This is a genomic window from Streptomyces sp. NPDC031365 (genome assembly GCF_055569765.1).
Window position 1 is genome coordinate 1 of record NZ_JBVIIM010000058.1, and the last position, 16,126, is coordinate 16,126.

General features: G+C 74.1%; 2 protein-coding genes. Both read left to right on the plus strand.

Features of this window, described 5'->3' with window-relative positions; translation table 11 throughout:
* Positions 1-57: 57 nt before the first annotated feature.
* On the plus strand, positions 58-9,720 hold the full coding sequence (locus ACZ5C2_RS38035; protein WP_468801470.1) for an SDR family NAD(P)-dependent oxidoreductase: 9,663 nt from the start codon (positions 58-60) through the stop codon (positions 9,718-9,720).
* Positions 9,717-16,126, plus strand: a 6,410-nt coding sequence (locus tag ACZ5C2_RS38040; protein WP_468801472.1) for a type I polyketide synthase, incomplete at its 3' end; no start/stop codon positions are given. The genes ACZ5C2_RS38035 and ACZ5C2_RS38040, both read left to right, overlap by 4 nt.

A 16,126-nucleotide genomic window follows, 5' to 3' on the forward strand; every position in this document is an offset into this window, starting at 1 on the left:
GAGGAGACGGCCGGGGACGCTGTGGTCACCGGTTCGCTGCGTCGTGATGACGGGGGCATGGACCGTTTCCTGTCCAGCGCGGCGGAGTTGTGGGTCCGTGGCGTGGACGTGGACTGGACGGCCGTCTTCGAGGGTGCCCGTCCCGCGACCGTCGACCTGCCCACCTACCCCTTCCAGCGCCGTCGGCACTGGTTCGACACCGTGGCCCCGGACTCCGGTGAGGAGACGGCGACGAGCGGCGTGGCCGCCCGTCTGGACGCGGCCGCGAACGAGGACGAGCGGCGGCGGATTCTGCTGGACCTGGTGTCCGCGCACGCGGCTGCCGTACTCGGTCACGAGGACGCGGCCGCCATCTCCGCGCGCGCGTCCTTCAAGGACCTCGGTTTCGACTCCCAGTCCTCCCTCCGGCTGCGCAACCGGCTCCGTGAGGCACTCGGCGCCGACCTGCCCACCACCCTGCTGTTCGACCAGCCGACGCCGATCCAACTGGCCGAGTACTTGAAGGCGTTGTCCGGTACGGCGACGGGGCGGGACGTGTCGGCGCCCCTGACGCGGCCGGCCCACGACGAGCCGATCGCGATCGTCGGCATGGGCTGTCGTTTCCCGGGTGGCGTCCGCTCGCCCGAGGACCTGTGGGAACTGGTGCGCTCGGGCACGGACGCCGTGGGGCCCTTCCCCGCCGACCGGGGCTGGGACCTCGATCGGCTGCTGTCGGACCCGGACGCCCCCGGGGGCTCGACGGTCCAGGAGGGCGGATTCCTCTACGACGCGGGCGACTTCGACGCGGACTTCTTCGGTATCAGCCCGCGCGAGGCCCTGGCCATGGACCCGCAGCAGAGGCTGCTCCTGGAAACGGCCTGGGAGGCGCTGGAGCGGGCCGGGATCGAGCCGTCCCGGCTCCACGGCACGCGGACCGGTGTGTTCGTCGGGGCGATGGCCCAGGAATACGGGCCCCGGCTGCACGAGGCGTCGGACGGTGTCGAGGGCTATGCCCTGACCGGCACGACGGGATCCACGGCGTCCGGCCGGATCTCGTACGTACTGGGCCTGGAAGGGCCCGCGATGACCGTCGACACGGCGTGTTCGGCATCGCTGGTCGCCTTGCACCTGGCGGTGCAGTCGCTGCGCGGCGGCGAGTGCTCGCTGGCGCTGGCCGGGGCGGCGACCGTGATGTCCCGGCCGGGCATCTTCGTGGAGTTCAGCAGACAGCGCGGGCTGGCGCCCGACGGCCGCTGCAAGGCGTTCTCGGACGACGCCGACGGCACCGGCTGGGCGGAGGGCGTGGGCACCGTCGTACTGGAGCGGCTGTCCGACGCTCGGCGCAACGGGCACCGCGTGCTGGCTGTGGTGGAGGGTACGGCGGTCAACTCCGACGGCGCGTCCAACGGGCTGACCGCGCCGAACGGTCCCGCACAGCAGCGGGTGATCCGGCAGGCGCTCGCGGTCGCGGGCGCGACGCCGGCCGATGTGGACGCCGTGGAGGCGCACGGCACCGGCACCCGGCTCGGTGACCCGATCGAGGCGACCTCCCTGATCGACGTCTACGGGCACGGCCGTCCGGCCGAACGACCCCTGTGGCTGGGATCGTTGAAGTCCAACATCGGGCACGCGCAGGCCGCAGCCGGGCTCGGCGGCGTGATGAAGATGGTGCTCGCGATGCGCCACGGACTGCTGCCGCGGACCCTGCACGCGGAGACTCCCTCCGCGCACGTCGACTGGACGGCCGGTGAGGTCAGGCTGCTGACCGAACCCGTGCCCTGGACGCAGGACGGAGACCGTCCGCGCCGGGCGGGGGTGTCGGCGTTCGGGGTGGGCGGCACCAACGCGCACGTCATCCTGGCGGAGCCACGGGAGCTGACCGGGACGGGCGCCGACGACGGGAACGCCGACGGGGCAGGTGTCCTGCCCCACGTGCTGTCCGCCCGTACCCCCGAGGCCCTGCGCGAGCAGGCGCGGCGCCTGCGTACGGCGCTGCGCGGCGGTGCGCCGGACGCGAGGCCCGCCGACATCGCGTACACGCTGGCCACCGGGCGGGCCAGGTTCGACGAGCGTGCCGTGCTGTTCGCCGGTTCCTCCGCGGAACTCGACCGGCGACTCTCGGTGCTCGCCGAGGACGGCGAGGCGACCGGACTCGTGCGCGGCGCCTCCGTGGGCGACGACCGGGTGGTGTTCGTCTTCCCGGGGCAGGGTGGGCAATGGGCCGGCATGGCCGCCGAGCTGCTCGACTCCTCGCCGGTCTTCGCGGCCCGCGCCGCCGAGTGCGAGCAGGCGCTGGACGAGTTCGTGGACTGGTCGCTGACCGACGTGCTGCGCGGTGCCGAGGGCGCCCCTTCCCTCGACCGTGTCGACGTGGTGCAGCCGGCGCTGTGGGCGACGATGGTGTGCCTCGCCGAACTGTGGCGGTCCCGGGGTGTCCGGCCCTCCGCGGTGGTCGGGCACTCGCAGGGGGAGATCGCGGCGGCCTGTGTGGCGGGCGCGCTGAGTCTGCGGGACGCGGCACGCGTCGTGGCCCTGCGCAGTCGCGCGCTGCTCGCGCTGTCGGGGCGCGGCACGATGGCGTCCCTCTTCCAGAGCGTGGACCGGGTGACCGAACTGGTGGAACGGTTCGACGGCAGGGTCTCCGTCGCGGCGACGAACGGACCCCGGTCCGTCGTGGTCTCCGGCGACACCGAAGCGATCGCCGAACTCCTCGCCGAGTGCGGGCGGCAGGACGTCCACGCCCGCGCCATCCCCGTCGACTACGCCTCCCACTCCGCGCAGGTCGAGGCCATCGAGGAGGAACTGGCACGCCTCCTCGCCCCGGTCGAACCGCGACGCGCCGAGGTGCCCTTCCACTCCACGGTGACCGGGACCGTACTGGACGGCAGCGAACTGACCGGTGACTACTGGTACCGCAATCTGCGGGGCACCGTCCGCTTCGACGAGACCATCGAAAGCCTGGCAGGCTCCGGGCACCGGATCTTCCTGGAGACGAGCCCGCACCCGACCCTGACCATCGCCGTGCAGCAGACCCTTGAGGGCGCCGGGCTCGGCGACGGTGTCGCCATCGGCTCCCTGCGCCGCGGTGACGGCGGACCGGGGCGGCTGGACGAGTCGCTCGCCCATCTGCACGTCCACGGTGTCGAACCGGACTGGGAGGAGGTGCTCGCGGGCCACGCATGCCGCCGGATCGAGCTGCCCACGTACCCGTTCGACCGGCAGCGCTACTGGTGGACGCCACCCGAGCCCGCCCCCTCTGCCCTCGCCGCCGACAGGCACCCGGCCGCGAACCTGCGCTACGACGTCGTGTGGCGCCCGGCACCGCACACCCCTGCCTCCGTACCGGCAGGCCGCTGGCTGGTCGTGGCACGGGACACCGACGGCGACGACCACCGGGAGGCGGCCCGCGCCCTGCGCGACGCGGGGGCGGACGTCGTCCTGTGCGTGCTGCCCGACGGCGACGTCGACGCCGGGACGCTCGCGCGGGTGGCCGCCGACAAGCCGCTCGCCGGGGTGCTGTCGCTGCGCGCCCTGCGCGCGCGTACGGACCCGGCAGCGGGCGTGGCCGCCACCGCCACCCTGCTGAGCGCCCTGGACCGGGCCGGCGTCACCGCACCCCTGTGGTGCGCCACACGCGGCGCCGTCTCCACCGGGCCCGCGGACCCGGCCCCCGAACCGGCGCAGGCGGCGGTCTGGGGCGCGGGGCGGGCGGCGGCAGTCGAGCATCCCCGTACCTGGGGCGGCCTGGTCGACCTGCCGGAACGCTGGGACGCCCGCGTCCGCGACCGACTGGCCGCGGTCCTCACCGGCGGCGGCCAGGAGGACCAGGCTGCCGTCCGGCCCGCCGGCGTGTTCGCCCGCCGCCTCGTCGAGGCACGGCGTCCGGCGAACGGGCGACGGTCCTACCAGCCGCACGGCACCGTCCTGGTCACCGGGGGCACCGGCGCACTCGGCCGCCGGCTCGCGCGATGGCTGGCGGAGGGCGGCGCCGCCCACGTGATCCTGCTCGGCCGTCGTGGCGGCGACACCGCCGGGACCACCACCCTCACCGACGAACTGCGGGAGCTGGGCACGGAGGTCACGGTGGCCGCCGGTGACGTCACCGACCGCACCGTACTGGCCGATCTGCTCGCGGGAATCCCCGCGGACCGGCCGCTCACCGCGGTGTTCCACGCGGCCGGCGTCTGCGAGCTGAGCCTGCTGAAGGACGTCCGGCCCGAGGACCTGCCGGCCCTCCTCGCCGCCAAGACCGACGGCGCACGCCACCTCGACGCGTTGCTCGCCGACACCCCGCTGGACGCCTTCGTACTGTTCTCCTCGGTCTCGGCCGTCTGGGGCGTCGCCGAACACGGCACCTACGGCGCCGCGAACGCCTTCCTCGACGCCCTCGCCCAACGGCGGCGCGCCCGCGGACTCACCGCCACCTCGATCGCCTGGGGCCCGTGGGGCGGCGGCGGCATGATCGACGAAAGCCGCTGGGCTACCCTCGCCGCGACCGGACTCCCGGTCCTCGACCCGGACCACGCCCTCGACGCACTGCGGCTCGTCCTCGACCACGACGAGACGGCCCTCACCGTGGCGGACCTCGACCGGGACCGCTTCGCCCCGGTCTTCACGGCCGCGCGCCCGAGCCCGCTGCTGAGCGAACTCATCACCGACCCGGCGGGGGCGGCACAGCCCCGGCCCGCCGACCGTCCCGCCTCGGCCCTGCGGGAGCGGCTCGACCAACTCCCCGAGGACGCACAACGCGACGCCGTCCTCGACGTGGTGCGCGAGCACACCGCCGCGGTCCTCGGCCACGGCGACCCGAAGGCCCTCGCCGACGACCGCGCCTTCAAGGACCTCGGATTCGACTCCCTGACCGCCGTCGAACTGCGCAACAGGCTGGCCAAGGTCACCGGAACCCCGCTGCCCACCACCCTCGTCTTCGACCACCCGACCCCCGCCCTGCTCGCCGAACACCTGTGGGGGCAGGCGTACGGCGGGCTGCCGGACCGCACGGCGGCCGGGCCCGGGCGCGGCGTGTCCGACGAACCCCTCGCCGTCATCGGCATGGCCTGCAGGCTGCCCGGCGGCATCACCGGCCCGGACGCGATGTGGCGCCTGCTCATGGACGCCACCGACGCGACCGGGGCCCTGCCCACGGACCGGGGCTGGGACCTCGACTCCCTCTACGACCCCGACCCCGACCGGCACGGCACCAGCTACACCCGGGCGGGCGGATTCCTGGACGGCGCCACCGAGTTCGACCACGAGTTCTTCGGCATCTCGGCGCGCGAGGCGCTGGCGATGGACCCACAGCAGCGACTGCTCCTCGAGGCATCCTGGGAAGCGTTCGAGAACGCGGGACTCGTGCCCGCGGACCTGAAGGGCGCCGATACGGGCGTGTTCGCCGGTGTGCTGGCGCCGGACTACGGACAGCCGCACGGCATGCCCGGCGAACTGGAGGGCTACCACGTCACGGGCGGCGCCCCCAGCGTGGCCTCCGGACGGCTCTCCTACACCTACGGGTTCACCGGACCCGCGATCACCGTCGACACCGCCTGCTCCTCCTCCCTGGTCGCCCTGCACATGGCGGCCCGCGCGCTCCAGTCCGGCGAGTGCGGACTCGCCCTGGTCGCCGGCGCCGCCGTGATGTCGACACCGACCCCGCTGGTCAGCTTCAGCAGGCAGCGCGCCCTGTCCGCCGACGGACGCTGCCGGTCCTTCGCCGAGGACGCGGACGGCTTCGGCATGGCCGAGGGCGTGGGCGTCCTCCTCGTGGAGCGGCTGTCGGACGCGCGGCGCAACGGGCACCAGGTGCTGGCGGTGGTGCGCGGTTCGGCGGTCAACCAGGACGGTGCGTCCAACGGGCTGACCGCGCCCAACGGTCCCTCGCAGCAGCGGGTGATCCGGCAGGCCCTGGCGAACGCGGGCCTGTCCGCGTCCGAGGTGGACGCGGTCGAGGCACACGGCACGGGCACCCGGCTCGGCGACCCCATCGAGGCGCAGGCCCTGCTTGCCACGTACGGTCAGGACCGGCCCGCCGACCAGCCGTTGTGGCTGGGCTCGGTGAAGTCGAACATCGGGCACACCCAGGCCGCGGCCGGTGTTGTCGGAATGATCAAGATGGTGCAGGCGCTGCGCCACGGGATCCTCCCGCGCACCCTGCACGCGGCCGAGCCCACCTCGCGCGTCGACTGGGACTCGGGCGCCGTCCGGCTGCTGACCGAACCCCGCACGTGGCCCGAGACGGGCCGGCCACGCCGCGCCGGCGTCTCCGCCTTCGGCATCAGTGGCACCAACGCCCACGTCATCCTGGAACAGGCTCCCGCGACGGAAACGAAACCCGCTCCGGCCGGGCAGCCGCCCGCCGGAGTCCTTCCCTGGGTCCTGTCGGCCCGCACCCCGCAAGCGCTGCGCGATCAGGCCGAGGCGCTGCTGCCGCTGGTCGGTGAAACCGATCCGGCGGCTGTGGGTTGGTCGTTGGTGTCGACGCGGGCGCGGTTCGAGCATCGGGCCGTGGTGGTGGGTTCACCTGCGGTGGGGCTCAAGGCCCTGGTTGCGGACGAGCCTGCGGGTGGGGTGGTGTCCGGTGTCGCGGGTGCGGTCGGCCGGACCGTGTTCGTCTTCCCCGGTCAGGGTGCGCAGTGGGCGGGGATGGCGGTGGAGCTGTTGGACGCTTCGCCGGTCTTCGCTGCGCGGATGGCGGAGTGTGAGTCGGCGCTGTCGGGGTTTGTGGACTGGTCGTTGACGGGTGTGTTGCGGGGTGTTGAGGGTGCTCCGTCGTTGGATCGTGTGGATGTGGTGCAGCCGGCGTCGTTCGCGGTGATGGTGGCGTTGGCGGCGTTGTGGCGTTCGCATGGTGTGGTGCCGGCTGCGGTGGTGGGGCATTCGCAGGGTGAGATCGCCGCGGCGTGTGTGGCGGGGGCGTTGTCGCTGGAGGACGCGGCACGGGTGGTGTGCCTGCGCAGCCGGGCCATCACCGCGGTCACCGGAACAGGCGGCATGGCCATCGTCGCACTGCCGGAGGACGGCGTCGCGAAGTTGCTGGCTCCCTACGGGGAGAGGGTGTCGGTCGCCGCGGTCAACGGGCCCGGCTCGGTGGTGCTCTCCGGCGACCGTGACGCACTGGAGGAACTCGCCCGCACCTGCGCGCAGCGCGACGTACGGGTACGGATGATCCCGGTCGACTACGCCTCGCACTCGGTTCACGTCGACAAGATCCTCGATGAACTCGCCACCCTGCTGGCGCCGGTACGGCCCCGACGCCCCGACGTGCCGTTCCTCTCCTCCGTCACCGGTGAGTGGATCGACGGCCCGGTGCTCGACGCGGCGTACTGGTGCGCGAACCTCCGCAGGCCGGTGCGCTTCGCCGACGCGGTGCGCACCCTGACCGAACACGGCTTCGGGCTCTTCGTGGAGAGCAGTCCGCACCCTGTGCTGCTCGCCGCGATCGAGGAGACGCTGGCCGACCGGGACGACGCCTTCGCCGTGGGGTCGCTGCGCCGGGGCGAGGGAGGCACCGAGCGCTTCCTGCTCTCGCTGGCCGAGGCATGGGTGCGCGGCGCGCCCGTCGACTGGAGCCGGGCGCTACCGGACGTCCCGGCCCGCGCGGTCGACCTGCCCACCTACCCCTTCCAGCGGCGGCGCCACTGGATCCGGACGCCCGCCGAGGTCGCCGCGCGCCAGGAGGCGACGCTCGTCGACAGCTGGCGCCACCGCGTCGTGTGGACCCCCGTGCCGGCCGGGACCCCGGGGACACCCCCGGGCGCCACGCCGGAACTCGGCGGGCAGTGGATCGTGGTGACCCCGGACGAGGAGGTCGCACCGGATCTGGTCCAGGCGGTGCTGGCCGGGCTCGCCCGGCACGGCGCCACCCCGCACCCGGTCACGGCGCGCCAACTGGCCCAGGAGGACACCCCGCTGCCGGACCACGTCGACGGCGTCCTGTCCCTGGCGGCCCTCGACGAGCGGCCCGACGCCACCGAGCCGGACCTCACCACCGGTCTGACCGACACGGTCGCCTGTGTACGGGCCCTCGCCGGACGGACCGGCGACGCCCCCCTGTGGCTGGCGACGCGGGGCGCGGTCGGCACCGGGCCGGACGACCCGGTCCGTAATCCCCTTCAGGCACAGGTGTGGGGCCTCGGTGTGGTGCTCGGCCTGGACGAGCCCGGCCGGCTCTGCGGGCTGGTCGACCTGCCGGGCGGGCCGAACGAGGAACACCCGGAGAACCCGCCGAACCCGGAGAACCCGCCGAACCCGGAGAACCCGGCGAACGAGGGGGACCCGGCGAACGAGGGGGACCCGGCGAACGAGGAGGAAATCCTCGCCCAGCTCTGCGCGACCCTGTCGGGATCCTCCGGCGAGACCGAGGTCGCCCTGCGCGGCACGCATGCCCTCGGGCGGCGCCTGGTCCCGGACCCGGCGCCCGAGGCAGAGCCGTGGCAGCCGCGCGGCACGGTCCTGATCACCGGCGGCACCGGCGCCCTGGGCGCACACGTGGCCCGCTGGGCGGCCCGGCACGGCGCCACCCACCTGGTCCTCACCAGCCGCCGGGGTGACCGGGCACCCGGCGCGGCCGCACTGTGCGAGGAACTGACGGCCCTCGGCGCCCGGGTGACCGTCGCCGCCTGCGACGTCGCCGACGCCGAGGCGCTCGCCGCCGTCCTCCGGGCGATCGACGACACCGAGCCGCTCACCGCGGTCGTGCACACCGCGGGGGTCACCCAGCCGGAGATTCCCGTCGCGGACCTGTCCGCCGCCGACCTCGCCCGGATCGTCCGGGCCAAGACCGAGGGCGCCCGCAACCTGGACGCCCTGACCGCCGGCCTCGACCTGGACGCCTTCGTCCTGTTCTCCTCCGGAGCCGGGACATGGGGCGACGCCGGCAAGGCCGCGTACGCCGCCGCCAACGCCTACCTGGACGCCTTCGCGCAGGCGCGACGCGCCCGCGGCGCGGTGGCCACGTCGGTCGCCTGGGGCGCCTGGGGCGGCGGCGGCATGGTCGAAGGCGACGTCGCCGACCTGCTCACCCGGCGCGGGATGCGCCTGATGCGGCCGGAACAGGCCGTACGGGCCATGGCGCAGGCCGTCGGCCACGGTGACGCCGCCATCGCCGTGGCCGCCTTCGACCTCGCCCGGTTCCTGCCGCTCTACACCATGACGAGGGACCGCCGGCTGGTCGCCGCGCTCACCGCGGCGCAGGCCGTGCCCCGGCAGCCGCAGCACGACGACGAGTCCGGACGGGACCAGTCCACGGCGCTCACGGACCGGCTCGCCGGTCTGTCCGCCGAGGACGGGGAGACCGTGCTGGTGGACATCGTCCGGCGGGAGGCCGCCGCGGTCCTCAAGGCGGGCCGTCCGGAGGACGTCCGGCCCCGCAGGGCGTTCAAGGAGCTCGGCTTCGACTCCCTGACGGCCCTGGAGTTCCGCAACCGGCTCAGTACGGCGACCGGACTGCGGCTGCCCGCGACCCTGGTCTACGACCATCCCACCCCGGCCGCGCTCGCCCGCCACCTGCGGGGCGAACTGTCCGGTGGGACCCCCGACGTACTCGCCGGCCTGGACCGCCTCGAGGCCGCTCTCGCGGCGCTGCCGGACGAGGAGTGGACCCGCCACGACGTGGCCGACCGGCTGCGCGCGCTGCTGCGCCGCGCCGAACCCACAGCAGAGGCCGCCGACCCGCGCGAGGACCTGGCGGCGGCGACGAACGACGAGATCTTCGACCTGATCGACCGGGAGTTGGGCATCCGATGAGCAGTGGCGGGAACGAACAGCGGCTGCGGGATTATCTGAACCGGGTCACCGCGGACCTGCGGACGACCCGCAGGAAGCTCCAGGAGCTGGAGGACAAGCGGCGCGAGCCCATCGCGATCGTGTCGATGAGCTGCCGCTTCCCGGGCGCGGACACCCCCGAGGACTTCTGGGAGCTGATCGCGGCCGGCGCCGACCTCGTCGGAGACCTGCCGGCCGACCGCGGCTGGGACCCGGAGCGGCTCTACCACCCCGACCCCGACCACCCCGGCACCACCTACACCCGGCATGGAGCCTTCCTCGACCGTGCCGCCGAGTTCGACGCCGCCTTCTTCGGGGTGTCGCCGCGTGAGGCGCTGGCGATGGACCCGCAGCAACGGCTGCTCCTCGAGGCCGCGTGGGAGGCCGTCGAGCGCGCCGGCATCGACGCGGACACCCTGCGCGGTGAGCGGGCGGGCGTCTTCGTCGGGGCCGGCGACCAGGGCTACACCGCGTCGGCCGGCACCGCGCCCGAAGGTGTGGAGGGCCATCTGCTCACCGGCGGTTCGAGCGCCGTCCTCTCCGGCCGGATCGCCTACACCCTGGGGCTGGAAGGCCCCGCCGTCACCGTCGACACCATGTGCTCGTCGTCCCTGGTCGCCCTGCACCTGGCGGTCCGGGCACTGCGCGACGACGAGTGCTCGCTCGCCCTCGCGGCGGGTGCCACCGTCATGGGCTCACCGCGCAACTTCACCGAGTTCAGCCGGCAGTCCGGGCTCGCCGTCGACGGACGGGTCAAGGCCTTCTCGGACGACGCCGACGGCACCGGCTGGGGCGAGGGCGTGGGCGTCCTGCTGCTGGAGCGGCTGTCGGACGCGCGCCGCAACGGGCACCGGGTGCTGGCCGTGATCCGGGGCTCGGCGGTCAACCAGGACGGTGCGTCCAACGGGCTGACCGCGCCCAACGGTCCCTCGCAGCAGCGGGTGATCCGCCAGGCACTGGCGAACGCGGGCCTGTCCGCGTCCGAGGTGGACGCGGTCGAGGCACACGGCACCGGCACCCGGCTCGGCGACCCCATCGAGGCCCAGGCGCTGCTCGCGACCTACGGTCAGGGCCGTGCGGACGGCCGGCCGCTGTGGCTCGGCACCGTCAAGTCGAACATCGGGCACACGCAGGCCGCCGCCGGTGTCGCCGGTGTGATCAAGACGGTGCTGGCGCTGCGGCACGAACTGCTGCCCGCCACCCTGCACGCCGCCACCCCGTCCTCACACGTCGACTGGTCGGCCGGCGCGGTGGAACTGCTGTCCGAGACCCGGGACTGGCCGCGCGGTGAGCAACCGCGCCGGGCGGGAGTCTCCGCCTTCGGCGCCAGCGGCACGAACGCCCACGTGATCGTCGAGGAGGCACCGGAACCGGAGGAGACCGACGCCCCCGCCGACGTCCCCACGGGCCGACTGCCGGTGGTGCCCTGGCCGGTCTCGGCCCGCACCCCGGACGCGGTGGCCGCACAGGCCGACCGGCTGGCGGCCGGCACGGCGGGCCTCGACCCGGCGGACGTCGGACTGTCCCTGGCCACCACCCGGGCCGCCCTGGAGCACCGGGCGGTCGTCCTCGGCCCGGACACGGACGAGGTGCGTGCCCGGCTGACGGCCCTCGCCACCGGCACACCCGCGCCGGACGTGGTGACCGGCACGACCGGGGACGGACTGACCGCCTTCGTCTTCTCCGGCCAGGGCGGCCAGCGCGTCGGTATGGGCCGGGAACTGGCAGCGGCCTTCCCCGTCTTCGCAGCGGCTCTGGACGAGGTGTGCGCGCACTTCGACGGGCTGCGCGAGGTCATGAACGGCGAGGACCTGAACGGCGAAGCCGAGGACCTGAACGACACCGGATGGGCGCAACCCGCCCTCTTCGCCGTCGAAGTCGCCCTGTTCCGGCTACTGGAGTCGTGGGGCGTGCGGCCCGACCACCTGGTCGGGCACTCGGTCGGTGAACTGGCCGCCGCACACGTCGCCGGCGTGCTGTCCCTCGCGGACGCGTGCCGGCTCGTCGCAGCCCGGGCACGCCTGATGGGGGCACTGCCCGAAGGCGGCGCCATGTGGGCCGTACGCGCGACCGTCGACGAAGTGACCCCGCTCCTCACCGACGAGGTGTCCCTCGCGGCGGTGAACGGCCCCACCCAGGTCGTGCTGTCCGGAGAACGTGCCGCCGTGGAAGCCGTCGCGGCCCGACTGCCGGACCGCAAGGGCCGCCGGCTCGATGTCAGTCACGCCTTCCACTCGGCGCTGATGGACCCGATGCTGGACGACTTCGCGGTGGTGGCGGGGGAGTTGGCGTATGCCCGGCCGCGGATTCCGATTGTCTCCACGCTGACCGGCGAGCAGGTCGAGGAGTTCACCCCGGCCTACTGGGCCGACCAGGTCCGCGGCACCGTCCGCTTCGCCGACGCCGTGACCCGGCTGTCGTCCCTCGGCGTCACCCGCTTCGTCGAACTCGGCCCCGACGCGAGCCTCGTCGGCGCCATCGGTGAAACATACGAAGAGGCCACCTGCGTCGTCCCCGTGCTGCACGGAAAGCGCCCCGAACCGGTCACCGCCGTGACCGCCCTCGCCCGCCTGTGGACGGACGGCGCCGAGGTCGACTGGGCCGCCTTCTTCGCGCCGACGGGTGCCCGCGCCGTCGACCTGCCGACGTATGCCTTCCAGCGGCAGCGTTACTGGATGGAACAGCAGCCGGCCGGACCCGGCCAGGACCCCGCCGACGCCGCGTTCTGGACGGCCGTCGACACCGGCGACGCGCGTGAACTCTCCGACGTGCTCGGCGTGGCCGAGGACGCCCTCGACGCCGTACTCCCGGCGCTGAACGACTGGCGGGCGCGCCGCCGCACGGACTCCCTGCTGGAATCCTGGCGCTACGACATCACCTGGACACCGTGCCCACAGCGCACTGAGCAGCCCCTCGACGGGCGCTGGCTGCTGGTGACGTCGGAGGGACAGCGGGACCGTGCGGAGACGGTCGAGGCGATCGGCAGGGCGCTGCGGGAACACGGCGCCGAGGTGGCCGAGCTGGTGCTCGACGCCGACGCCGACCGGCAGCGCATCGGTGAGCTGCTGGACGCGCACTCCGGGGCGACCGGCGTGCTGTCCCTGCTCGCCCTCGACGAGAGTCCCGACCCGAGCCATCCCGTCCTCACCACAGGGCTCGCGCTCAACGTCCTGCTCACCCAGGCCCTGGCCGCCCAGGACGACGCACCCCCGCTGCGACTGTGCACCCGGGGCGCCGTCACGGCCGACCGCGACGACCCGGTGACCCACCCCGCACAAGGCAGCACCTGGGGCCTCGGCCTCGTGCTCGGCCTCGAACTCCCGCACCTCTGGGGCGGTCTCGTCGACCTTCCGGAGAACCCCGGCACCGACGACCTGGCACACCTGGCGGCCGTACTCGGCGCGGGCGGCGACGAGGACCAGGTGGCGATCCGCGCGGGCGGCACACTGGCACGGCGACTGCGGCGGGCCCCGGCGTCGGCGTCGAGCGGCCGGCCGTGGCGTACCAGCGGCACGGCGCTGATCACCGGAGGCACCGGGCAACTGGGCGCACACACCGCCCGCTGGCTGGCCGAGGCCGGCGCGGAGCATCTCGTCCTCACCTCCCGGCGCGGACCGGACGCACCCGGCGCCCGCGAACTCGCCGAGGAACTGGGCGCCCTCGGCCCCAAGGTGACGATCGCCGCCTGCGATGTCGCCGATCACGAGGCCCTCGCCCGCCTCGTCGAGCGGATCGAGGCCGACGGCCCGCCGATCAGAACCGTGGTGCACGGCGCGGGCATCGGCCGGCCCGCCGCCCTGACCGGCACCGACCTGGCCGACTTCGCGGCCGACGCGGAGGCGAAGCTGGCCGGGACCACCCATCTCGACCGCCTCTTCGACCGCACGGACCTGGACGCGTTCATCCTGTACTCCTCCGTCGCGGCCGTCTGGGGCGCCGGCGGCCACGGCGCCTACGCGGCGGGCAACTCCCACCTCGAATCGGTCACCCGCGCCCGGCGCGCCCGCGGCCTCACCGGCACGACGATCGCCTGGGGACTGTGGGCCGCCGACGGCAGCGGCCTGGGCGACACCGTCGACGACGACTCCCTCAACTGGCGTGGCCTGTCCGCCATGCAGCCCGGAGTCGCGATCAACGGCCTGCGCGGGGCGATGGCCGACGACGAGGAGTTCCTCGCCATCGGCGACGTCAACTGGACGGACTTCACACCCGCCTACACGGCCGCCCGTCCCCGCCCGCTCATCAAGGACATCCCGGAAGCCGAAGCCGCCCTTGCGGCCGCCCGCGCCGCAGAGGAGGAGGACACCGGCACCAGCGAGGCGAACACCCTGCGGGAGCGGCTGAGCCCCCTGTCCGTGGCGGACCGTGAGTCGGCGCTGCGCGACCTGGTGCGTGCCCACGCGGCCACGGTCCTCGGACACGCCACCGCGGACACCATCGAGGACGGGCGGCCGCTGCGCGACCTCGGCTTCGACTCGCTCCTCGCGGTGGCCCTGCGCAACGCCCTGCGCACCGCCACCGGCCTGAAACTCGCCACCACCGTGGTCTTCGACCACCCCAACGTCATCCGCCTGGCCCAGCATCTGCACACTGCCCTCTTCGGCGAGCGGCCCTCCGCCGGGACTCCCGTCGCCCGGCTCACCACCGGCGCCGACCCGGACGACGACGCCGTCGCGGTCATCGGCATGGGCTGCCGGTTCCCCGGTGGAGTCACCGGCCCCGAGGACCTGTGGCGGCTGATCTCCGACGGTGAGGACGTCATCACCGCCTTCCCCGACGACCGGGGATGGGACCTGCAACGGCTCTTCAGCCCGGACGCGGACGACGAGGGACACACGTACGTCCGTACGGGCGGCTTCGTCCACGACGCGGGCGCCTTCGACCCCGCCTTCTTCGGCATCTCGCCGCGCGAGGCGCTGGCGATGGACCCGCAGCAGCGGCTGCTCCTGGAAACCTCCTGGGAGGCGATCGAGCACGGCCGCATCGACCCGCACACCCTGCGCGGCAGCGAGTGCGGTGTCTTCGTCGGCGTCGGCAACGGCGGCTACGGCACCGGCCTGCGTCAGCTCCCGGCAGGCGTGGAGGGCCACCTCATCACCGGCACGGCGACGAGCGTGGCCAGCGGGCGCATCTCGTACACACTCGGCCTCGAAGGCCCCGCGGTCACCGTGGACACGGGGTGCTCCTCAGCCCTCGTCGCCCTGCACCTCGCGGCCCAGGCACTGCGCGCCGGCGAGTGCTCGCTCGCCCTGGCCGGCGCCGCCTCCATCGGCTCCTCCCCGCTGGGCTTCATCGGCTTCAGCCGCCAGCGCGGCCTCGCCGAGGACGGCCGCTCCAAGGCGTTCTCCGATGATGCGGACGGCATGGGCATCTCCGAGGGCGCCGGCGTCTTCCTCGTGGAGCGGCTGTCGGACGCGCGGCGCAACGGGCACCAGGTGCTGGCGGTCATCCGGGGCACCGCGGTCAACCAGGACGGTGCGTCCAACGGGCTGACCGCGCCGAACGGTCCCTCGCAGCAGCGGGTGATCCGGCAGGCGCTGGCGAACGCGCGGCTGACGCCTGCCGAGGTGGACGTGGTGGAGGCGCACGGTACCGGCACCAAGCTCGGTGACCCGATCGAGGCGCAGGCGCTGCTCGACACGTACGGTCAGGACCGTCCGGAGGACCGGCCGTTGTGGCTGGGTTCGGTGAAGTCGAACCTCGGGCACACGCAGGCCGCGGCGGGTGTCGCGGGTGTGATGAAGATGGTGCTGGCGCTGCGGCACGGTGTCATGCCCAGGACGTTGCACGCCGAGACGCCGTCGTCGCATGTGGACTGGTCGGCGGGTGCGGTGGAGCTGCTGTCCGAGGCGCGGGAGTGGTCGCGCGGGGAGCAGCCGCGTCGGGCGGGTGTGTCCGCCTTCGGTGTGAGCGGCACGAACGCCCATGTGATCGTGGAGGAGGCGCCGCCCGCGGCCGATGAGGCCGGACCGAGTGTGGAACTGCCGGTGGTTCCGTGGCTGCTGTCCGGACGGGACGAGGCTGCGTTGCGTGCTCAGGCCGGGGCGTTGCTGCCGCTCGCCGAGGAGGCCGATCCGGCGGCTGTGGGTTGGTCGTTGGTGTCGACGCGGTCGTGCTTTGAGCATCGGGCCGTGGTGGTGGGCTCGCCTGGGGTGGGGCTTGAGGCGTTGGCTTCGGGTGAGCCTGCGGGTGGGGTGGTGTCGGGGGTCGCGGGTGCTGTTGGCCGGACCGTGTTCGTCTTCCCGGGTCAGGGTGCGCAGTGGGCGGGGATGGCGGTGGAGCTGTTGGATGCTTCGCCGGTGTTCGCTGCGCGGTTGGCGGAGTGTGAGTCGGCGCTGTCGGGGTTTGTGGACTGGTCGTTGTCGGGTGTGTTGCGGGGTGTTGAGGG